The sequence below is a fragment of the Silvanigrella paludirubra genome (assembly GCF_009208775.1).
GTDB lineage: Bacteria > Bdellovibrionota_B > Oligoflexia > Silvanigrellales > Silvanigrellaceae > Silvanigrella > Silvanigrella paludirubra.
The window spans coordinates 102,606-124,949 of the sequence record NZ_WFLM01000003.1; the positions used below are offsets into that span (position 1 = coordinate 102,606).

The 22,344-nt window shown below is 30.8% G+C and carries 22 protein-coding genes; 2 read left to right on the forward strand and 20 right to left on the reverse strand.

All coding sequences use genetic code 11. The annotated features are described in order from the left end of the window. Position 1: 1 nt before the first annotated feature. The gene (locus tag GCL60_RS07970) at positions 2-706 is read right to left on the reverse strand and encodes a CHAP domain-containing protein (RefSeq protein WP_153420013.1); all 705 of its coding nucleotides are present in this window, start codon (positions 704-706) and stop codon (positions 2-4) included. Positions 707-964: 258 nt separating this feature from the next. Here GCL60_RS07970 and GCL60_RS07975 point away from each other — a divergent pair, with 258 nt between their 5' ends. Next, on the forward strand, positions 965-1,435 hold the full coding sequence (locus tag GCL60_RS07975) for a DUF4442 domain-containing protein (protein ID WP_153420015.1): 471 nt from the start codon (positions 965-967) through the stop codon (positions 1,433-1,435). A gap of 54 nt (positions 1,436-1,489) precedes the next feature. On the opposite strand, the gene GCL60_RS07980 is transcribed toward GCL60_RS07975, so the two are convergent. The 4 genes from GCL60_RS07980 to GCL60_RS07995 all read right to left on the reverse strand — a co-directional run bounded on the left by GCL60_RS07980 (position 1,490) and on the right by GCL60_RS07995 (position 5,384). Continuing rightward, a complete protein-coding gene (locus tag GCL60_RS07980; RefSeq protein WP_153420017.1) occupies positions 1,490-2,752 on the reverse strand; it encodes a glycosyltransferase family 87 protein in 1,263 nt (420 codons plus the stop codon). A 79-nt stretch (positions 2,753-2,831) separates the two neighbouring features. Then, positions 2,832-3,713, reverse strand: coding sequence for a succinate--CoA ligase subunit alpha (gene sucD / locus GCL60_RS07985; RefSeq protein ID WP_153420019.1), 882 nt, complete (start codon positions 3,711-3,713; stop codon positions 2,832-2,834). A gap of 26 nt (positions 3,714-3,739) precedes the next feature. Then, complete coding sequence (sucC, locus tag GCL60_RS07990) at positions 3,740-4,918, reverse strand: ADP-forming succinate--CoA ligase subunit beta (RefSeq protein ID WP_153420022.1); 1,179 nt, start codon at positions 4,916-4,918, stop codon at positions 3,740-3,742. 163 nt (positions 4,919-5,081) lie between these two features. Further along, positions 5,082-5,384 carry a DUF3135 domain-containing protein gene (locus GCL60_RS07995; RefSeq protein ID WP_153420024.1) on the reverse strand — a complete coding sequence of 101 codons (303 nt, stop codon included), beginning with the start codon at positions 5,382-5,384 and terminating at the stop codon, positions 5,082-5,084. Positions 5,385-5,915: 531 nt separating this feature from the next. On the opposite strand from GCL60_RS07995, the gene GCL60_RS08000 reads away from it, so the two are divergent. Continuing rightward, a complete protein-coding gene (locus GCL60_RS08000; protein ID WP_153420026.1) occupies positions 5,916-6,560 on the forward strand; it encodes a hypothetical protein in 645 nt (214 codons plus the stop codon). Between the two features lie 14 nt (positions 6,561-6,574). On the opposite strand, the gene GCL60_RS08005 is transcribed toward GCL60_RS08000, so the two are convergent. The 15 genes from GCL60_RS08005 to GCL60_RS08075 all read right to left on the reverse strand — a co-directional run bounded on the left by GCL60_RS08005 (position 6,575) and on the right by GCL60_RS08075 (position 22,278). After that, positions 6,575-7,216 carry a cytochrome b/b6 domain-containing protein gene (locus GCL60_RS08005; protein ID WP_153420028.1) on the reverse strand — a complete coding sequence of 214 codons (642 nt, stop codon included), beginning with the start codon at positions 7,214-7,216 and terminating at the stop codon, positions 6,575-6,577. Between the two features lie 154 nt (positions 7,217-7,370). Further along, positions 7,371-8,441, reverse strand: coding sequence for a chorismate-binding protein (locus tag GCL60_RS08010; protein ID WP_153420030.1), 1,071 nt, complete (start codon positions 8,439-8,441; stop codon positions 7,371-7,373). A 14-nt stretch (positions 8,442-8,455) separates the two neighbouring features. Next, complete coding sequence (locus GCL60_RS08015) at positions 8,456-9,424, reverse strand: RluA family pseudouridine synthase (RefSeq protein WP_153420032.1); 969 nt, start codon at positions 9,422-9,424, stop codon at positions 8,456-8,458. Between the two features lie 42 nt (positions 9,425-9,466). Then, positions 9,467-10,219 carry a helix-turn-helix domain-containing protein gene (locus GCL60_RS08020; protein WP_153420034.1) on the reverse strand — a complete coding sequence of 251 codons (753 nt, stop codon included), beginning with the start codon at positions 10,217-10,219 and terminating at the stop codon, positions 9,467-9,469. A 4-nt stretch (positions 10,220-10,223) separates the two neighbouring features. Next, positions 10,224-11,426, reverse strand: a complete 1,203-nt coding sequence (locus GCL60_RS08025; protein WP_153420036.1) for a nucleotide-binding protein — start codon at positions 11,424-11,426, stop codon at positions 10,224-10,226. Positions 11,427-11,591: 165 nt separating this feature from the next. Next, positions 11,592-12,050: a cytochrome C oxidase subunit IV family protein gene (locus tag GCL60_RS08030; protein WP_153420037.1), complete on the reverse strand. Its 459-nt coding sequence runs from the start codon at positions 12,048-12,050 to the stop codon at positions 11,592-11,594. A gap of 17 nt (positions 12,051-12,067) precedes the next feature. Next, the gene (locus tag GCL60_RS08035; protein ID WP_153420039.1) at positions 12,068-12,730 is read right to left on the reverse strand and encodes a cytochrome c oxidase subunit 3 family protein; all 663 of its coding nucleotides are present in this window, start codon (positions 12,728-12,730) and stop codon (positions 12,068-12,070) included. A gap of 3 nt (positions 12,731-12,733) precedes the next feature. After that, a complete protein-coding gene (locus tag GCL60_RS08040; RefSeq protein WP_153420631.1) occupies positions 12,734-14,386 on the reverse strand; it encodes a cytochrome c oxidase subunit I in 1,653 nt (550 codons plus the stop codon). A gap of 80 nt (positions 14,387-14,466) precedes the next feature. Then, positions 14,467-15,450 (reverse strand): cytochrome c oxidase subunit II, encoded by a 984-nt coding sequence (gene coxB, locus GCL60_RS08045; RefSeq protein WP_153420041.1) that lies wholly within the window; start codon positions 15,448-15,450, stop codon positions 14,467-14,469. A gap of 12 nt (positions 15,451-15,462) precedes the next feature. Then, complete coding sequence (locus GCL60_RS08050; protein ID WP_153420043.1) at positions 15,463-16,326, reverse strand: SCO family protein; 864 nt, start codon at positions 16,324-16,326, stop codon at positions 15,463-15,465. A 14-nt stretch (positions 16,327-16,340) separates the two neighbouring features. Beyond that, positions 16,341-16,688, reverse strand: coding sequence for a hypothetical protein (locus GCL60_RS08055; protein WP_153420045.1), 348 nt, complete (start codon positions 16,686-16,688; stop codon positions 16,341-16,343). A gap of 11 nt (positions 16,689-16,699) precedes the next feature. Further along, positions 16,700-17,914, reverse strand: a complete 1,215-nt coding sequence (locus tag GCL60_RS08060; protein ID WP_153420047.1) for a quinol:cytochrome C oxidoreductase — start codon at positions 17,912-17,914, stop codon at positions 16,700-16,702. Next, positions 17,911-18,579 carry a c-type cytochrome gene (locus tag GCL60_RS08065; protein WP_161998137.1) on the reverse strand — a complete coding sequence of 223 codons (669 nt, stop codon included), beginning with the start codon at positions 18,577-18,579 and terminating at the stop codon, positions 17,911-17,913. Before GCL60_RS08065 ends, GCL60_RS08060 begins: the two co-directional genes overlap by 4 nt. Before the next feature lie 4 nt (positions 18,580-18,583). Next, on the reverse strand, positions 18,584-19,129 hold the full coding sequence (locus GCL60_RS08070; protein WP_153420051.1) for a DUF3341 domain-containing protein: 546 nt from the start codon (positions 19,127-19,129) through the stop codon (positions 18,584-18,586). A 32-nt stretch (positions 19,130-19,161) separates the two neighbouring features. Then, entirely contained in the window at positions 19,162-22,278 is a 3,117-nt protein-coding gene (locus GCL60_RS08075; RefSeq protein WP_153420053.1) for a TAT-variant-translocated molybdopterin oxidoreductase, read from the reverse strand. Positions 22,279-22,344 lie beyond the last annotated feature (66 nt).

Consider the following 22,344-nt stretch of genomic DNA (forward strand, 5'->3'; position numbering starts at 1 on the left):
TTTAAATCTCAGGATTTACCCAGCCTAAAATCAATTCAGCTTTTGCTTGATTATCTTTTTTTGAAGGATCAAATTTTGCATAATCAATATCATATAATATATATTTATTATCTTTTTGTTCTAATTTAATTCTTCTAGAATATTTATTAGGATCTTCCCATTTTTCATTGTTATAATTTGATTCTGCTAAATCTAAGTAACCCTTTGTTGTATCTAGATTAACTACAACAGCAACATGCCCAAATGGTAAATCTGAATCCATTGCTAATTTTTTATATATTATTAAGTTTCCAACTTTAGGAATAATGTTTGAAAAGTTTTTTTCTTTTTTTAAAATAACTTTTTCTTTTGAGTTTAATTTTTCAGCATGATTCAAATCAAAAATTTCATTTGCTGTTTCTACTGAACCAAAAGTAATTCCTTTTTGCCTAATCCACCATCTTCTAGCAAACTCTACACACTGCCACTTTATCCCAGTATAAACATCTTTATTTAAAGCAAGAGTTTTCCCAGATAAATTATTAGGTTCAGGATTTACACATAAAGATCGGCAATTTGAATAAGCTTCAACCCCATTATTCTCCCCTAATTTTTCACCATAATTCGTTATGCATTTATGTTCTGCTGTATTTTTACAAGCATCAGGAATAGAAAACGCACTTAAATTAGCAAAAAATAACAAATAACAAAATAAAATTCTTTTCATAATTATATCCCCCTAAACAAATTAACTACAATAACTTAAATTTTTATTCAGCAAAATTTAATATTTTTTTAAAATTAATTTAAATTATTATTTATTCAAATTAATTTTAATTAATTTTTTTTATTTTTAATTATATAATAATTTCAATAATTTTTATTAAATATAACAAATTTTTATAAACACAAAGCCTGTTTTTATTCCAATCATTATGATATGTTCTATTACTTATTATATTTTATTTAATAAAAAGGAAATAAAATGAATATTATTGAGAAATTTAAAAATAAATTACCTGCAAATACACTCTTAAAAATGATCCGATTTTGGCCACCTTATTTAGGGGCTGGAATTAAAGTTACAAATATTAGTGACGATTTTTTAAAGTTAGATGTTGAAATGAATTTATCTTGGTACAACAAAAATTTTGTAGGAACACATTTTGGTGGATCTTTATTTTCAATGACAGATCCTTTTTATATGTTGATGCTTATTAAATCTTTAGGATCAGAATATATAATTTGGGATAAAGCTTCTAAAATTGAATTTATGAAGCCAGGAGTTGGAATTGTCAAAGCACATTTCGAATTTACCACAGAAGAATTAGAAGAAATTAAGCATAATTGCCAAAACAGAAAAAAACATTTATTTAATAAAGAAGTATATATATTTGATGATAAAGGCGATCTTATTGCTAAAGTTGAAAAAACTTTATATGTAAAAAAGAAGTAATTTTATTATCAAAACTCATTCCTTCTAAAAAATAGAAGTCGGATTTAAGCCTACTTATTTAGTTAAAGGCAAAGATTCAGATAAAGGTATTGGATCAGAAATATAATTTGAATTTGCTTTTTTTAATGAAATTAATAGACAAATAATTAAAATTAGTCCACTTGATGGCAAGAGGTAATATGTTCTAATCCATTTGGTATAAATTCCACCATCTCCAATATCTAACCCTAAAATCGCACATGAAATTGAAAATAAAATAATTAAAAAATAATTATATTTGCTGATTACTGAAGAAATTATGAAAATACTAGGCAATAATAAAATATAAACACTTTTCCCATTTGAAGTTAAAAGAGAAATAAAAAGGCACAACAAAGAAAAATCATAAAATATTTTTAAATTTTTTGATAATAAAATTTTTGTTTTATTGAAAAAATAAACCAAAAACAAGCCGCACAAAGAAATAATAAACATTTTTTTTATAATAATAGAATTATTAAAACTAATTGGAAAATATCTATCTATAAAAGAAAATAGTGAAATGTTTGAATCCCCAGAGACAGAACCCTGTCTAAATATTTCAATTTTAAGCTCATTAAACCATAAATAGTTTTGCTCAATAAATATTTTAAATTTATAGGTAAATAAAGGAATAAAACTTATAAAAATAACTGAAAAAATAGTTAAAAAAACCGCTTTTATATTTTTTTGATATAAAAAATACATTAAAAATATCAAAAAATAAGGCTTTATAAAACATGAAATTGCCAAAATAAAAAAAGACATATTATTATTGTGTCTTAATAAATAAAAAGAGTATATGTACAAAAAAAGCAATAATATATTAATTTGCCCTAAGTGCAATTCTCTCACATAAAAAACCCCTAATGGCAACAATGAAAACAAAAATACTAAGATTAAATATGAATTTATATTTTTTTTATTTTTCAGTTTTTCAATTAAAATTTCGCTACCTAATAAAAAACAATACAAAAAATTAAAAAACATTAAAAGAGAAATAAAAAAGGAATATAAATATTTTGCATATGTAAAAGAAAATAAAGTAAAAGGGATAAATAAATAAGCTGAAAATGGAGAATATTTAAAACGATAAAAACCATCTTCGTCAGGTCGATAAAGATTTTCACCTAACAATGCACGTTTTGCACTTTTATAATAAACTTCAAAATCACTTTGCCAATAACGGCCATTTTTTAGCTCAAAAAAAATAAATATAATCGTAAAAATAATAAAGAAAAAAAATAAGAATTCCCTCATTCGAGAATTCTTATAAATTTCATTTTTAAATACGGACATTTTAATTTTCCTAATTATAGAGCTTATCTAAAATTAAGAATATCAAAAGGGTTAAAGTTTACAAATTATTGCTGTCAAATTAAATACCTAGGGCTTTTTTAAGAGTAATTCCCATATCAGCAGGACTCATAGCAACATGCAAACCACAAGATTTCATGGCTTCAATTTTTTCTTCTGCCGTTCCTTTTCCGCCACTAATAATGGCACCAGCATGGCCCATACGTTTGCCTTTAGGAGCTGTTTGTCCTGCAATAAACCCTACTACAGGCTTTTTCATATTTCTTTTAATCCATTCCGCAGCTTCAATTTCAAGATTTCCACCAATTTCACCAATCATGATGATAGCATCGGTATCTTGATCTTTTTGAAACATTTCAAGAACATCAATAAAGCTTGTGCCATTAATAGGATCGCCACCAATACCAACACAAGTAGATTGGCCTATTCCTAAAGCAGAAGTTTGTCCAACCGCTTCATATGTTAATGTTCCTGACTTACTTATAATTCCTACCCTACCTGGCAAGTGAATATGGCCAGGCATAATTCCAATTTTACATTTATCACCAGGAGTAATAACTCCAGGACAATTTGGTCCCACTAAACGAGTACGGCCACCTGCATTTAAAAGCGCTTTTTTTACTCTAAGCATGTCTAAAACAGGAATTCCCTCTGTAATAGCAACGATAAGTTCTATTCCAGCATCAATTGCTTCTAGAATAGAATCGGCAGCAAAAGGAGGAGGCACAAAAATCATAGATGCATTTGCACCTGTTTTATGCATAGCTTCTGCAACAGTATTAAATACAGGGCGATCTAAAACAGAAGAGCCTCCTTTTCCAGGAACAACTCCACCAACTAAATTTGTTCCGTATTCTGCACATTTTTCAGAATGAAATTTGCCTGCACTTCCTGAAATTCCTTGGCATATAAGTTTTGTTTGTTTTCCAACGAGAATTGACATATTATTTAACCCTTTTTAATCTTTTGTTACTTTACAGCATTTACTATTTTTTGTGCACCATCAGCCATTGATGACGCGCTTAAAATATTTAACCCAGATTCACTAAGAATTTTTTTACCAAGTTCTACGTTGGTACCTTCAAGACGAACAACAAGTGGAACTTTTAAACCAAGTTCTTTTGCAGCTGCAACAATACCATTTGCGATAACATCACATTTCATAATTCCGCCAAAGATATTTACAAATATACCTTTTACAGCTTTATCACGTAAAATAATTCTAAATGCTTGAGTAACAGTCTCTTGATTAGCACCACCACCAACATCTAAAAAGTTTGATGGCTGACCACCAGTTTGTTTAATTATGTCCATAGTAGCCATTGCTAATCCGGCACCGTTTACAAGGCAACCAATGTTACCTTCTAAAGAAACATAACTTAAACCATATTTTGATGCCTCTAATTCTCTTGCATCATCTTCTTCATAATCGCGTAAATCTGCAATGTCTTGATGACGAAATAAAGCATTTTCATCAAAACTCATTTTGCAGTCTAAAATGGCAATATTGCCTTGTTTAGTTAATACAAGAGGATTAATTTCTACCATTGAGCAATCATATGCTAAAAATGCTTGGTATAATCCTTTTAAAGTCTTCGCAAAATCTTTTGCCAATGGAGTTCCAAGGCCAAAACCTAATCCAAGACTCAATTTACGAATTGTAAATTCCTGAAGGCCTACAGTAGGATCAATGTCTGCTGTTATAATTTTCTCTGGATGTTTTTCAGCAACTTCCTCTATGTCCATTCCGCCTTCTGTAGAAGCCATAATTCCAATTGTTGCTGTCTCGCGATTTACAACAAGAGCAAAATAGTATTCTTTATCAATATCGCAGCCTTCAGCTACTAAAAGTTTATTTACTTTTTTGCCTTGAGGGCCAGTTTGATTTGTAATTAAAGTCATTCCAAGCATTTTTTCAGCAATTGAAAATGCTTCTTCTGGACTTTTTGCTAATTTTACTCCGCCCGCTTTACCGCGACCACCTGAATGAACTTGAGCTTTAACAACAGCAACTTTGCCATCTTTTCCACAAGAAAGACTGCGCGCAGCCCATTCCGCTTCCGTAGCAGTATATGCAAGTTTGCCTTTAGGAATACTTAAACCAAAACGGGATAGTAGCTCCTTCGCCTGATACTCATGAATATTCATGAAACTCTCCAAAATATATAAAAGACCATATGAATGAAACGGGCACCAAGCCCACTATACATTTAAGACAATTGTCTCAACAGTGAGCGACTTTACAATTATTTTTAAGGGAGTGAAAGGGCGAGAATAAATGAATATAGAGATAAATTGAATATTTTTTAATTTAGTTTTTAGGTTCTTCAGGAACAAGAGCACTTAAACTGCTAGATAGATTTTTTAAAGAACCAGATAATAATGAGGATTGTTTATGAAGTTCTCTTAATTGTTCTTTCATCATTTGCTGAATAATAGACATTCTATTATTTTGATTTCCAGCTTTTTTTAGCTCATTATCAATAAATTCTTGAAACTTATAAGCCTCTTCTCTTTTTTCCTCTGTAAGAGCTTGAAAATATTCTTTTCTTTTTTGTAAGGCTTTTAGAAGAGCGGGTGAATGTAGCTCTATATAATTGTTATCTTTATTCAAAACGCGCTCCTAATTCTTAATATAAATGCATACCGAAAGTGTACGTTATACCATAATGCTATAATTATGAGCAATTTGCTAGGGGTTTTTTGTTTTTTATAAATTTATTTGATAAGATTACAAATTGATTAAAATAAGAAAATATTTCATAAATTGATTATGGTATTTAGTTCTATAATATTAGATACTTACATAATAATTAGATATATTATTTAAATTTTTTTCTTTTCATTTTTATTTTAAAATTTATTTTAATTAGAAATAAAAGATAAAATATTTTAATATATTTCATAAACTTTTACTTAATTTAATTTAATATTTTTATATATAAAACAAAATAACTTACCAAAAATATATATTTTAATTTATTGACAAAACAAATAATTATTATACGATGATTTTGATTTTAGTTATAAATAGCACATAATTTAAGAAAATATTTTTATTGGTAGGCTTAAATAATTCTATTTATAAATAAATTCAATCTCTTTAATTTCATTTTTATCAATATTAATAAGAATAGGAATAAATATGAATAAATTTACTTTTAGTTCAGGGATGCTAAAACTGGTTTTTTTTATCTCCCCTTTATCTGCAAATGCCTATTTACAAGGACATGCATTAGATCCTATAATTGATACAGATATAATTAAGCAATACACGCAACAACATCAGCCAAATGCAAATCAAACAAAATCAGCTTGTATAAAGGCAAATGGACAATCTAATCTATTTTATCAAGATCAAAGTCATCAAAATCAACAAGACAAACAGAAACAATCCTTAATTAAAATAACAAAAGACGAAGAAGATTGCCTCGATAAAAAATACTTATTTACTCAATGGGGACAAGAAACTGTTATTGCTCATTGTGATGTTAAACAAAATAGAGATTTTTTTTCTGACTGTTTTATTTATACTAAAAAAGGGAATGAATATTCTTACTATGCACAATTAATAATGGATTCAAGAGATCGAAAAGCACATTTTTTTAGAGACGAATTCGATATAAATTCATTCAAAGATATTGATGCAGCAGTAAAAGAAAGAAATGCAAATAGATACGTTCCTTTTAATATGATTTATTCCATTAACAGAAACGGTGGATTAGAACTTCATTTATTCGAAGGCAGTTCTTCCAAATTTCTTTATACCCAAACAATTAATCAAATGTAATTTTTGACTGTTAATCATTTTTTCCTATATTGATTTCCACTAAACATAGACTGTGCCATAGGATATTTTCTTTTTATTTCGTGAAATATTATCATAAACACATGTAGTAAAACAAATATCATTGAAATATAAAAAATAATCTCGTGAACATCTTTAAGAAAACTTGATAATGGAGTCTTTTCTTTTAAAAGTGGAACATAACTAGTTAAAGGACCCATTCCAAAAATTTTAGCTGCTAAATATAAACCAGAAAATATTTGATAAACCATTAATATATAGACAATGATATATAATAATCCTGCATATTTATCATGTCCCCAATTATCATGATCATCGTATTTTCTAGTTTGTATTAATTTAATAAAAGATTTTATATGTATCATATTTTTAAATTTAGCATGTTCTGGCCCAATAAATCCCCAAATTATTCTTAAAGTAATCCCAGCGGTCAAAGCATATCCAATTAAAGTATGATAGCGATAAAGAATTTCTTTTCCATTTTCATATTCTCTTATAAATTTTTTCAGCCAGATTGTGAGCATTAAACTAAATATACTTAAGGCATTCCACCAATGAAGAAATCTTAAAACAGGATCATAAACCTTTTTGACAACAAAATGCCTTTCTTCAATAACTTCTTTATTATTTAACGACATAAATTTGTCTCCTATTTTATTTAAAAATATTATATTACATTTTTAGAAAAAAATCTTAATATAAAAGATTAGAATCAAAAAAAAGCAAAAAAAGACTTTTGAAAAAAACGACAAATTATTATCACTATATATTTTTTTAAAAGTTAATAAAACTTTAAATACCTAAATTATGCTTAATAGCATTTATTTTAGAAAGAATTTCTTCCCATTCTAAATCAAATTCGCTTTCAAAGATAACTCCTCCACCGGCACATATTTTAATATTTTCTTCATTCCATTGAATGCCTCGGATAGTACATATGCAAATTGATTTTTGATCATTTAATACAACTCCAAATGGAGCTGCATAATATCCTCGATTGCTATGTTCTACAACAGATTCACTTAACCAATTTGATTGAGAATTTTTTGGAAGAGATCCAATTGCTGGGGTAGGGTGGATAACATCTATAAATTGATGAAATTGAAATAAATTTTGATTTTCAATTTCTATATTAATATCTGTTTTCAAGTGTATTAGTTTAGGTAATTCTAATAAATTCGTTTCTCCCATTTTTATTTTACCAAATTTATTAAGTGATTGTTTAATTCCTTCAATAACATAATAATGCTCTTTTTGCATTTTAGGATCTAATAAAAATTCATTTTTATTTGTAGAAGAATTATTTGGAATTGTCCCAGCTAAAGCAATCGTATGAATATTCTTAACATTTTGTGTAAAAAGAAGTTCTGGTGAAGAACCTATAAATCCTGTATTTTTATTCCAAAAACCATAAATGTATGAATGCTTTTGATCTTTATTTTCTAATAATTTTTTTAATAAATATAATTTATTTAATTTATTTATTTTCACATTTCCATTTATAAATGAATAAGGTACTGCTTTTTTTAATATATTATTTTTTATTTCTTCTTTTAGTTCTAAAAATTTTGATAAATAATATTCTTTGTTAACATTTTCCCATTTAATGTTTGGTTTTTCATCATTTTCAAATTGTAAAAAATCAGAAAACTCAGAGTATGTCATTTCAAAAAAAACTTCGCCCTTGCAATAAGGTTTTGCTTTAGACAAATAAAAATTATTTAAATAAAAATAAGGTGGAGTTATTTTTTCTTCAAACGAATAATTTTCAAAAGAAGAAACCATACACCATATTTTATTTTCGTTTGGAGATCCTATAAAATAAGCAGACTCCAAAAATTCGTTTAAAATATTCTTATTCATATAAAACAACCTTTTTATTTTAAAAGGGTCAAAATATTTTGAAAATCTTCAGGATAAGGTACATCAAAACTTAGGTTTTCTCCACTTACGGGATGTTTGAAACCAAGGTGTGTTGCATGAAGCATTTGTCTTGACACATTTTTACTTATCATAGCTGAAAGTTCTTTATTATTTATAATCGATTGAGGAGTTTTTGTATACAAAGCATCACCAATAATTCCATGATTCATATAGCTCATTTGAACTCGAATTTGATGAGTTCGTCCTGTATATAATTTACATGAAATAAGTGAACATAAATTACCACATAAATTTTTTATCGTTGCATAATTTAATAAGGCTTTTTTTCCAACACCTTCTTCTTGGACGGAATATTTAAGACGATTTTTCGGGTCTCTTCCATGCCAAGTTTCAATCTTACCTTCTTTAGGATTTAATTCACCAAATATTATTGCATTGTATATTCTTATCTGCGAATGATCTGCAAATTGTTTTGATAAATTTGTTAATGCAATTTGAGATTTTGCAACCACCATAACACCACTTGTATCACGATCAAGTCTATGTACAATTCCTGCTCTAGAAGGTGCGCCTAAAGTTGGTAAAGTAACTCCACAGTAACCTAATATAGCATTTACTAAGGTTCCTGTGTTTACTCCAGCACCTGGATGAACAACCATACCTGCAGGTTTATTTATTACGATTAAATGTTCATCTTCATATACAATATTTAAAGGTATATTTTCTGCATTTGGGTTTGGATTTATTTCAGATAAAAAACTAGTATCTATTTCAATTAATTGATTCATTTTTAATTTATAAGAAGGTTTTTGAAACTTTTCATCAACCTTAATTTTTTTATTATCGATTAACTTTACAGCAAATGACCTGCTTGGAATAATATCAATAACTCGAGTGATGAATAAATCTAATCGCTCCCCTTCAAAATCTTCAGTTACTCGAACTTGAATTAAATCATTCATTTGATTATGCCAACCCGCAATGTTTGCCTTAGATTGACAAAATTACCTTTTTTTAATCAACCTTTTTCTGGCTCTATAGATCTCCATTAATGCTTCAACAAGATCCTTTCTGTCAAGCCCTATATAATTTAGATAAGAATTAAAAAAACCTTTCGCATAAACTTCGGCTGGCAATTTGTCAAACGAATCACTTTCGATTGCTTCTAAATAGATTTTACTAACCTTGATTTTATTAGACATTTCATCAATACTTACTGACATTTTCTCTCTAAGTATACGCAATAAACTTCCTGATATAGATTCTGTAGAAGAAATAATGCTCTCTAATGTTTGTATCATTTCAGGCTTATTTGCTGATACTGCTCGAAGTCTTTTTGATGTATTTTTCATATTCATAAGACTATCTATAGGCCTGGTAATATTTTCATTTTTAATTTTTTGAACAGGTAGCGAGACATGATTATCTTTATGCATATAAAGTAAATTATTATCTATACTAATTTGTTCTTTTCTAATAACCATATTTTTATTATTAACTTTAGGCATAAATGAAGCAGAAATAACTACTTCTTCAGGGTCTTGAGATGTATCTTCATCAATATAACTAATTAATTCTTGAAAAGCTTTTTCTATGTCTTCATAAGTTAAATTAAGCTTTAATTCTCCCTGATTCATTTGATCATCAAGATTTTTTCTCATGGTTCTATAAGCATTTTCTACTTTAACTAAAGACATTTCTCCATCACGAAGACCTAAAATTTCAAACGGGTTCTTTTTTTTGTTAGAAATATTCATAAATTTAACCAGCTTTTTCTATTTTACCCTTTTTGCCTTCTTGAATAAACATCTTGATAATTCTATCTGTAATCTGATTTATATTCACTGCTATAGCAGAAAGTGGATAATCTAAAATAAGCGGACGTCTTATTCTTACTGACTTCCAAACTGCATCATCATACCTTGTCGAGCCAAGAAACTGTGATGAAAAGCCAAAGTAACGATTACAAATAACAGACATAGACTCACCCAGATCCCTATCTTCCTTTGTTCTAACTTGGTTCATTATAATACCAATATTAGTAGCTTCTATCATATCTTTTATTTGTTTTCCAACTTCTTTGTTTTTCTGGGAAAAGGAAACAAGTTGTGAAAATGGGGTTTCAGAACTTTTTGGGTTAGATATTTTTTTTAACAAATCATTTTCAAGGCTTTCTTCAATCTCAAACGCCTTGCATATACTCTGAATTTTTCGATATAAGACACTCTTCATAAAAACATAAGCATTTTCAATACTTGTTGGCTCAGGCGCAACAACTAAAACACCGCCATGAGAAAAAATGAAAAAATCTAGAGTATGAATATGAGTTCCAGCTCCTAAATCTAAAAAAACATAATCTGCATCTAGTTCTTGTAACTTAGATATTAATTTTATTTTTTGTGAACTTTGTGGCTTAATTTGTTGCCAAAATTCTTGACCCCCTCCATAAAGAGTTAAATTAGGGTAACAACAAGAAATTCCTGTTTCTTCAAGAGTATTTACATTTCCATGAATAAAATCAGAAATTCCAGATCTGGGTGTGGGAACTCCTAAACAAGTGTGCAAATTAGCGGCACCTAAGTCTAAGTCAACAACAGAGACTTTGTAACCTAGTGAAGCAAGTCGGACACAAATATTCGCCGATAAAAAGCTTTTCCCTATACCGCCCTTACCACCACCAATTGAAATTATTTGAGGAGTTTTAACAGACTTTTCCAAATTTTTAGAATCTTTACTAATTTGATTTTTCGATTTTATTTCTAATTCATCTTTTTCTGAAAATTGAGAATATATTTTATCTGTTCCTTGTTGATTGGTAATATAGGAAGAATTTAAGGGATCTTCTACCTGATCTCTTTCAGGAGGCTTTTGATTATTATAATATGCTTTTAAAATTCGCTCCGTGAAATCGGAGGAATCTTTTGAATTTGATTTAAAAATCCCTCTCGTAACCGTTTTTAACATGCCCCGCCACCTTGCATATAGAACTGGAATTTTCTTTATTATCGGCTATTTATTAAATTTATATAAGATAATTTTTGCAGGGTTTAATTTGCATTGTCAAAATATGTTTTCAATTAAATAAACAAATTTTAACAAAATTAAGGATAAAACAAGAAACAACTTTTTCTAGTGCTCATTACCTTGTTCTTTAGAATGCTCAAGTTTAGGACCACCAGGAGCAAAATTACCTTTTTGATCGACTCCTCTTAGGATTTTAATTCCTTCATTTTTGTGAAAGAAATCTCTACCACTAAGCTCAGCGAGAGTAATTGTAAAAAATAAAAGCATAAACAAAACAGCAGAACCAAAAACAAAAGAATAAAATTTATCTTCGTGAATCAATTCCATAAAAAAGACGGCAACTAAAATAGTTTGTATAAGAGCAACGGTCATTAATAAAACTGTTTTCCACAAACTTGGTATCGGCAGATGTGCAATACCAACATTCACAAAAATCATTATTAGAAGTACTGTAAAAATAGCCAAATATAGTTTTACAGGCAGTAAGCCATGACTTTTCTTTTCATGATCAGATGAGTTCTCTGAATTACTTTTTGAAAACGATTTTTTTAAATTATCAAACATGATGAACTCCTAATCTGTTACTTTGCTAGATAAAGAAGCGGATACAAGAAGATCCAGACAATATCCACAAGGTGCCAGAACAAGCTTGTATTCTCTAAAGAAACATAGTTTTCAGAGTTAAACTCACCTCTTGAAGCACGTACAAGCATCCAAGTCATAAGTCCAAGACCAACAACAATGTGCAATCCATGCATTCCTGTCATGACATAATAAAGGCCAAAGAAAATGTGGGCTAAAGGATCTTGGACTTCAGCATGATGAACTGGGTTAAAGTATTTTCCAGGAAAATACCCTTCATGCATGTGCATTCCCCATTCCGTTGCCTTGATCACTAAAAACGCAATACCACAAATCATAGTTGCAATTAAGAACTTAATAGTACCACTTCTATTGTTAGAACGTGCTGATCGTACACTTAAACTCATTGTTAAAGAGCTGACTAAAAGGATAATACTATTAATTCCCCCTAGTCTCCAATCCATAGAGCTTTGTGCTTGAGAAACCATTTCTGGATACATGTAACGAACAAATCCAAAAGCACAAAATAATCCAGAAAAAAACAACAACTCTTGGGCCATAAAGACCCACATACCAAGCTTACCAGCAGACGTCTGCTGGTCCATCGTTTTAAAATGATGTGCTTGGTACTTTGGATGAGAACCGTGGCCATGGTCAGTCATAACTTAATGTCCCCCTGCCTTAACTGGTTTTACAAGCTCATCAAATTCATATGGTCCATGAGTTGATATGGGTTGTTTTTCAAAATTATGTTCAATTGGCACAACAGCTGTTTCAGTCCATTCCATAGATTTGCCTTTCCATGGATTAGGATTTGTTTCATTTTCTCCATAAAATATAGAATGAAGCCAATTAAATAATACGATAAAAAGACCTATAGCGAGAACAAAAGAACCAATTGTAGATAATAAATGGAATGTATAATATTCAGGTAAATAATCATAATAACGACGTGGCATACCACGTGTACCCATTATAAACTGAGGAAAAAATGTTAAATTAAAACCAATAAAAACAACAATTGAACTTATAATTGCCCATGCTTGGTTAAATTTCTTTCCAGTAATCTTAGGCCACCAATGATAAATAGCACCTATCCAAGCAATAATTGTTCCACCCATCATTACATAATGAAAATGTGCAACAACAAAATAAGTGTTATGCAAATGCACATCAGTAGAAAGAGCTCCTAAAAATATTCCTGTTAAACCACCAATTAAAAATAAAAATAAGAAAACAAATGCGTAACACATTGGCGCTGTAAAAGAGATAGATCCTTTATATAAGGTAGCAACCCAACTAAAAACTTTAATCGCTGTAGGAACAGCAACCGCATAAGTTAACAAGGAGAAAAATACGGATGCAAGTGCAGATTGACCACTTGTAAACATATGATGTCCCCAAACAAAGAAACCAATAACGGCAATACCAATACTCGAAATCGCAACTGCTTTATATCCAAAAATACTTTTACGAGAGTGGATCGTAATTAATTCGCTCATAATTCCAAAAGCTGGAAGAATCATAATATAAACTGCAGGGTGTGAATAAAACCAGAAAAAGTTTTGAAATAAAATAGGATCTCCACCTAAATTTGAATCAAAAATACCAATTCCTAATAAGCGTTCAATTGCTACTAATATTAAAGTTACACCTACTACTGGAGTCGCTAAAACTTGAATAACACTTGTTGCATAAATAGCCCAAACAAATAAAGGCATTCTTACCCAAGTCATGCCTGGCGCACGCATTTTATGAACGGTAACAATAAAGTTAACGCCTGTTAAAATAGAAGCAAAACCAAGAATAAAAGCACCAAAAACAGCTGCAATTACAGATGTTGAAGTTTGAGTACTGTAAGGTGTATAAAATGTCCAACCTGTATCAAGACCACCAAAGGCTATGGTATAAACAAGAAATAAAGCGCCAACTATATATAAGTGAAAACTAATTAAATTTAATTTTGGAAAAGCAACATCTTTTGCGCCAATCATAAGTGGTAGTAAAAAGTTACCTAATGTTGCTGGAACAGATGGAATAATAACTAAAAATACCATAATTGCGCCATGAAATGTAAAGGCTTCATTATAATGATCGGCACTAATCATATATGAATTTGCAGTCGCATTTGGAATACGAATTTGCATTAATTCTGTTCTTAATAATAAAGCAAATAAGCCTGCAACTAAGAAAAATATAGCAATAGAAATAAAATACATTACTCCAATGCGTTTATGATCCACAGTAAATAACCAGGACATAAATCCTTTTTTTGCATTCAAATAATTTGATCCGGTATCATGATGTGAAGACAGCATATCCGAAAATAGCACTGGCTTAACAAACTCTCGTTTTTCCATAAGAAAAGCTCCTAAATATCCAAATAATCTTTCATTCTTTATTCTTTTAGTGATTTAATATATTCAGCTATAGAATTAAGTTCTTTATCATTTAATTGTCCTTGATAGGAAGGCATCACTGAAGGATATCCTACCACAACTCGATAATTTGGATTGAGAATAGATTCACGAATATAATTATCGTCAAAAGTAACAGTTTCTTTTTTACCGTTAGATAAAATAATTTCTTGTTTTTCTCCGTAAGAACCAAATAAAGGTGGTCCAACAGATCTTGTTTTTGCTTTAGATACGTCGTGACAAGAAGCGCATGCTCCTTTTCCTTCAAATATTTTTTTACCAAGTTGTGCAGGGGTTAAGCCAGCTCCTTGAGCTGCATTCATTTGTTTTTCATACTCTGCTTGAGATACTACTCTAACGTAACGAACCATTTGAGAGTGTTTTGTTCCACAATATTGTGTACACAATATTGGATAACTACCTTCTTGTTCTGCTTTAAACCATAAAACAGTATATTGGTTTGGAAGAACATCTCGGTTAATACGAAATTGAGGGACGTAAAAACCATGAATCACGTCAGCAGAAGACATTGTTAAACGGACAGCGGTATTTACTGGCACAAAAAGATCTGAAGTTTCTGCTCCAGTTCTTACATCCATAAAAGACCAGTCCCATTTACGTCCAGTTACACGAACATCCATGGAGTCTTGAGGAGGAACATTAAGTTTTACCCAGTCTCTAAATCCCCAAATAAAAATAACAATAAATAGAATAGCAGGAATAACACTCCAAATTATTTCTAATTTGGTATTCCCATGAATATCTATTGTTTTTTCTCCTTCTTTTTTCTTACGGTATTTCCATGCGAAATAAACCATAAAACCAACAACAATTATGAAGAAGAAGATTGAAAGTCCATATATAAAATAAAATAATTCATCCTGGCCACCAGTCATTGGTGACACATTTTCTGGCAACCAGAATGATCCTTGCCAAGTGTTCTCTGGCACTGGTGTTGCTGACACGTTATGTACTCCCTAATAAGCCTTCTTGTTGCGCTGCTCGCGCCAAAAAAAGTATCCTAAAAACATAATTAAGAAAAAGACTGTAATTAAAGCTGCAATTCTTAGCATCCCCATAGCAAATGCATCATATTTTCCTGTTGTAGGATTATAATGAAAACAAGTTAACAAAATTTGATCGGTTGGTGATCCTATTTTATTTTTTGAGGCATCCATTAATGAAAACTTAACATCTCTCGATTTATAAGTAATTCCATAAAGGTAACTAGATATTTTTCCTTGCGGAGTAATAAAAAATATTGCTGCAGCATGAGCAAATTCATTACTGACAGGATCATATTTATAATAAAAACCAATTTGATCTGTTAAGCTTTTTATATTGTCATTTGTTCCAACATAAAATTTCCAATCGCCACTTTCTTGATCTGTTAACTTAAGATATTCTTTTTGTTTAATATTAGCTTCTTTTGAAGTGTCTGTAGGATCAAAGCTTACAGTAGCAACTCTATAATCCTTACCAATTTTCCATCCCATGTCTTTTAACGTTTTAGCAAAATTAATAAGCTGAATAGAACAAAGAGTTGAACATCTATAATAATTTAAAGTAAGAATAAGTGGTTTGCCATCAGCAACCATATCAGAAATTTTTGTTAATTTACCATTTTCATCTGTAAAAGAAAGATTAAGATCAACTGATTTTCCTAAATTCTCTTTTATAGTAACTCCTTGCATTACTTTTGGAGTTTCATTCAAAGGCAAGGAAGTACTAAGTTCTCTTTTTTGAGAAGGCATTCGCATAGATTCATCAAAAGCATATGACAAATTACTTGTTAAAGTAAAAATGCTTATTATTATGATTGAATAAACACGAAAATTCAAAATTTATACTCCCATTAATTACTACTTTGTTCTTTAATAACCATATCCATAGCTTTCGTTATAGGTATTTGATAAAGACCATTTTCAAGTTTTTTATAAGATGAAAGAGTTTCATCCTGACTTTTTTCATAGTTTAATCTCGTTTCATTTGCCATACCTGTATCCATTTTATTCAATTGAGAGTCCGTTGTTTTCCATAAAAATGTATACGATAAAATTGCAACAAATATTAAAAAAACAAAAGATAATACAACAATTACAGCAGTTATTAAAACTGGCGGACGGTCTGGCTCGTCTTCATCAGCTCCTGAAGAGTGATCAGAAGATAAATTTAAATGAATACCTTTGATAAAATTTAGCATCTCAAACCACCTTACACATTTTCATATGTCATAGACTCAGGCAAGCGCGGATCCTTAATTGGAACAAGAGCTTTTCTTTTAGCTACAGCTGCAAATAAAGCAACAAATAATCCACCAATTCCAAGAAAGCAGAATACATCTATTAATCCAAATTGGGGGCCTTCATGATATCTTGAAGGAATAACCAACCAATAAAGATCAAGAAAGTGCATAATCAACATCCAGACAGAAAGAACAACCAACATTGCTCTTGAGCGTTTCGCTTTTCGCGCCATTAAAAAGAAAAAAGGAACGAAAAAATGGCCAATGCAAAGAATCATCAAAACATAAAACCATCCATGATGGCCACGAACTTCATACCAAACTGTTTCTTCAGGAATATTTCCATACCAAATAAGTAAATATTGAACAAAAGCAGCATAAGCCCAAAAACAAGTATGACCAAAAACCAATTTACCGAGATCATGATAATGTTCTACAGTAACAACTTCACTTAATGATTTTACATTTTGTAACAATCGAGTTGCAATTGTTAAAACAGCAAAGAAAACCATGTAACAACTTGCAAAGAAATATAATCCAAAAATTGTTGAATACCAGTGTGGCTCCAAAGACATTATCCAATCAAATGCAGCAAATGTAACACAAAAGCCTAAAATGATTAAAAATGGATAACTTGCATTTTGAAGTTTGTAAGTGATGGCATGATTTCCAGTCTCATCTTGTTTTGCAGAATGTTTTGCAAAAAACATAGCAGCCCAAGTAAATATAGCTAAATAAAAAACAGCGCGTATATAGAAAAATGGAACATTTAAGTACCACTGTTTAGATTGAATCACTTTATCAACCATAGCTTCTGGACTTAACCAGTGGTGATATAATGTGGAAGTACCAAATGCCATAACAATAAGTAAGGCAAAAAATAACGGCATAGTCATAGCAATATTTTCAGCTAAACGGCGTACAACAACACTCCATCCCGCTTTTGTTGCAAATTGTATTAATACAAAAAATACCGCTCCTATGGCAATGCTTAAAAAGAAAAGCCACCAGACATGAAAAGAAAAGAAAAAATATTCTGAATTTGATTTACCGAGCATACAGGCAACTAATAATGAAATTAATCCGATGGCTGTTCCTGCAAGTGGCAATTTTGCAAAGAGATGATCTTGAGGTACAGAAGCATTCTCTTTTGTAAGTGTTACTTTATGATGATTGCCGCTCATTTTTTGTTACTCCAACCATTTTTAACTTGAACTTCATCAGGTATATTTTCTAATTTAGCGGTTCGAGAAAGCTGTAAAGCTCGAACGTAGGATACCACAGCCCATCTATCTTCAACTGTCATTTGAGCTGCAAATCCTGGCATATTCCAATTATTTACACCATTACGAACAGCATCATAAATTTTACCAACGGGAAGATTTAATCTGTCTTGATCATGAATATTAGATGGACGAATCGCACCACCAGATCTTTGCGTAACAAGACCATTAGAATCGCCTGATTTTCCATGACAAAGTGAACAATAAATATTGTAAAGATCTTGTCCATGTTTCAGCGTTTTTTGATCTAATTTAATTGGTATTTTCTTAACCCATATTGGATTTTGATCTGTAGAAGTTGCTTCTTGACCTAAATAAAGTTGCTTATTTGTTTTTTCTTCACCTTGCGCAACCGTACCAGGCACAGGAGGTCTATTTGCCATTTGATCTTTATAAAATTCATTTTTTGATTGAGGTCCATATGATGTTTGCTCAACCATATTTTGTATTGGTAAAATAGGTGGTTCTGTGCTTTTTTGTCCTCTACATCCTACTAAGATAAAAGGAACTAGAGCAGAACCAACTAAAGGTAACAATATTTTTTTGCATTTCATAATCTTTACCATAATGTTACTGCTCCACAAGTTCCACATTAGATGCACCTAATTCTTTTAAGAACTCCATAGTTTTTACTGGATGGAATTTTGGATCAGTTGCTTCAATCGAGATAAAAAATTTATCATCAGTAGCTCTTTTAAATGCTTCAGATCGAAATAAGGAATGATACCACCTAGGTAATTTATTTAGGGCAAGCATTCCAAAAAGACACGCAATTGCTGCCGATAAAACAGCGCACTCAAATCCTGGTAAAAAATAACCCGTTAATCCCAAAAAAGGTTTTCCTGCGATAACAAGTTTATAATCTACACCATTCATCCATACCCATGTAGCGAATCCACCAATTCCACAAATGGCTGAAGTAGCTCCAACAATCCATGATAACTTACTTTGAGGTAGACCCATTGCTTTATCGAGTCCATGAACTGGAAAAGGGGAATGAGCATCCCATTTTGAAAATCCTCTATCACGAACTTTTTCACATGCATGATAAATTTCGGGAGCAGTTTCAAATTGAGCTAATATTCCATAAAGCATTTTTTTATCATTCGTAGTCATAATTCCTCCACCATCACAATTCCCGCGTTACTTTATCCAAGTTCAGGATTCACATTGCGAAGTTTTGCAAGGTAAGTCGTTCTTGGTTTTGTATTTAATTCTCCAAGCAATGCATAATTACGACTTAGTGCTTTTAGTTTTGAAACCATAGTATTTGGATCCGCAACATCACCAAAAACAATTGCATTTGTTGGACAAACATTTTGACAAGCAGTTGTGATAGCTCCATCTGGAATTATTCCATCTGAAGATTTTTTAAATTTAGAGCGTGCGCTATTTATTTTTTGAACACAATAAGTACATTTTTCCATAACACCGCGGAAGCGCACTGTTACGTTTGGATTTTTTTGCATTGCATACAAAGGATTTCTTTCGTCATCTACTTTGCTGTAGTTAAAGAAATTATATCTTCGAACCTTGTATGGACAGTTATTTGCACAATAACGAGTTCCTACACAACGGTTGTATGCCATATCATTTAGTCCATCAGGACTATGTACAGTAGCGGCAACAGGACAAACTGCTTCACAAGGTGCATTTTCACATTGCTGACAATTTATAGGTTGAAATACAGTTCCCATTTCTGGATTATCAACATCACCAGTAAAGTAACGATCTATTCGTATCCAAGACATTTCACGATTTTTAAATACTTCTTCTTTACCAACAACAGAAATATTATTTTCTGATTGACAAGCAACGGAACAAGCATTGCAACCAATACAAGTATTTAGATCAATCGTCATTCCCCATTGCTGACGAGCCCATTTTTTCTGAGCTGGATCTTCTGGGAATTTAAATAAATTACTCTTTTGTTCTTCAACAGGTAGTAATTCATATTCATGAATAAAGTCTGGTTTTGATTTAAATTTATCTAAAGTTGCTTCACGAACTGTTGGAGGTCTGTCTTCTTTTACGCCAGGAGTTCCACTCATAGATCCATGCTCTTGAGTTGAAACTAATGAATATTTTTTACCTGTCTTTTGAATTTTTACATCAGATCCAAACCAAGATTCAGATGTTCTAATTAAATTTGCATTAAATCCACAGCCCTTAGCAACACGACCGAAATTTCTGCCATATCCTAAGTGTAAAATACATGAAAAATCGGCAACACCAGGAACTTCCCAAACAGCAACTTCTATCGTTCTATTTTTATAAGTTACTTTAACAAGATCTACTTCCGATTTTCCGGGTTTTGGTCGAGCTAATAAATCTAAAGCTTTTGCTGTTTTTGGGCTGATAAATAATGCATTATCCCAAACTAATTTACTCACTGGATCGGGAGTTTCTTGCATCCAAGCATTATTTGAATAAAGACCATCATAAACCGTTTTATCAAGCGCAAAATCAATTTCAAGAGAACTTGCATTTGGTTCTGCTAATTTTACCGATTTATTAAATGATGCGGCAAAGCTAGAATATAAATAAGAAGTATTTGAAAAAACTTCTTTACGATAATCTGAAATAAACCCATCGCTCAAATATTGACGCCATAAACTTTCAAAATTTACAGGATTTCCGAGCTTATTTTGCCAGTATTTTCTAATTAAAGAATATCCAGATTCAGCATCATCTAAATGAGAAAGAGAATAAACAAAGGAATATTCATCGGAACATTCTTCATATAGCGGTGCAATTAATGGTTGTGTAATACCTACAGTACCATCTGAAGAACGTGTATCTCCCCAAGTTTCAAGAAAATGGGTTTTTGGAAAATAATATTTACAAACTTCAGACGTTTCATTTAATGAAAAACCTAAATAGAAACTATTTGAAACTTTTTTAAATAATTCTGCTAACTTTAAATCTGCTGGAGAAGTATATACAGTATTACCACCAACAACGATTAATGTTTGAATATATCCTTTTTGCAAAGCAAAAGTTAAATTTGTTTCATTATCTAAACTTTTTGGTCTTGTTGTATCAGGAATTAAATTGATTGTTTTACCAACAGAGCCTAAAAAAACATTAATTGAAAAGGCAAGCATATGAACCCAAACAGGTTGTCTGTCGCCAACTACAATTAAACTATTTCCTTTATTTTTATACAAATCTTTTGCACAAGCCTTAATCCATTTTGTCAAAGACTCAGGAAATACTCTGTTACCTTTAAGAGCATCGTTTATTTCAGATGGAAAAGTAGCACCAAATGTTGTTAATTCTGAAGCAATTCCTAATAAGAATTCCCCCATTCTTCCGCTTCTTAAAATATAATGATGATCTGAAATTGTTCCAGTAGTACTAAAATTTGATTCAATACTATACAATCTATTCATTGAAGATTTTGAATCAATTACTTTTCTTTTTTCTGCAAATTGTCTTGCATTTTTTACGCTGTCACCTTCAATACCCATAAAATCAGAGTCTACTGCAAGAACAACATTTGCATTTATAAAGTCATAAACACAATCAACAGGTGTATTTGCAATGTTACTTAATGCTGTTTTACGATTATTAGAATAGCTAGAGTCTTGAGCAACAATGATTGCTTTTGGATAATTTGCTTTGAATTCGTCTATTAGACTTGCAAATGCCATTGAAGAATTTGATGCATAAACTAATGCGAGATCACTTCCATCTGTCTTTTTTGAACTCATCATAGAATTGCGAAGTGCAGTGTAAGCTTCTTTTTTAGCCATAACTTTACCAGATGCTTGGCATTGTTGGCCTCTATCTGGATCATACATATTTAAAATTTCAGCTTGAGCATATCCATTTGATGATCCAATTTTACTATTTAAAATTGGATTATTCATTGGGTGCCTTGAATTTCCATCTATTTTAGTAGGACGGCCATCCGTGCTTGTTACTAAAAGACCTAATACACTTCCACCAATTTGAGCAGATGTTGCATAGTATTTTGGAATTCCTGGAATGGTGTCTTCAGGGCGATTATTTTCTGGATAAATATGCCCCTTTGGTCGTCTTATACAACCCGTTGTCACAACACCGGCAAGCGCCATTGAAGCGCCAATAATTCCTAAAAATTTTCTTCTGTGAACACCGGGGCGCATTTCTAATTCACTCGCACCGTGCGGAAACTCACGTTGCAGTTTATTTAGAAATCCTGGCGAATTTTCTAAATCTTCAATACTGCGCCAATGGGTTTGTTTGTTTTGTTCATCATTGGAATTGAACTTTGTCATGGTGCAAACTTTCCAATCAAAATTTGTTACTTTACGAGTTCTTTTATAAAACTCGTTTTAAAATTC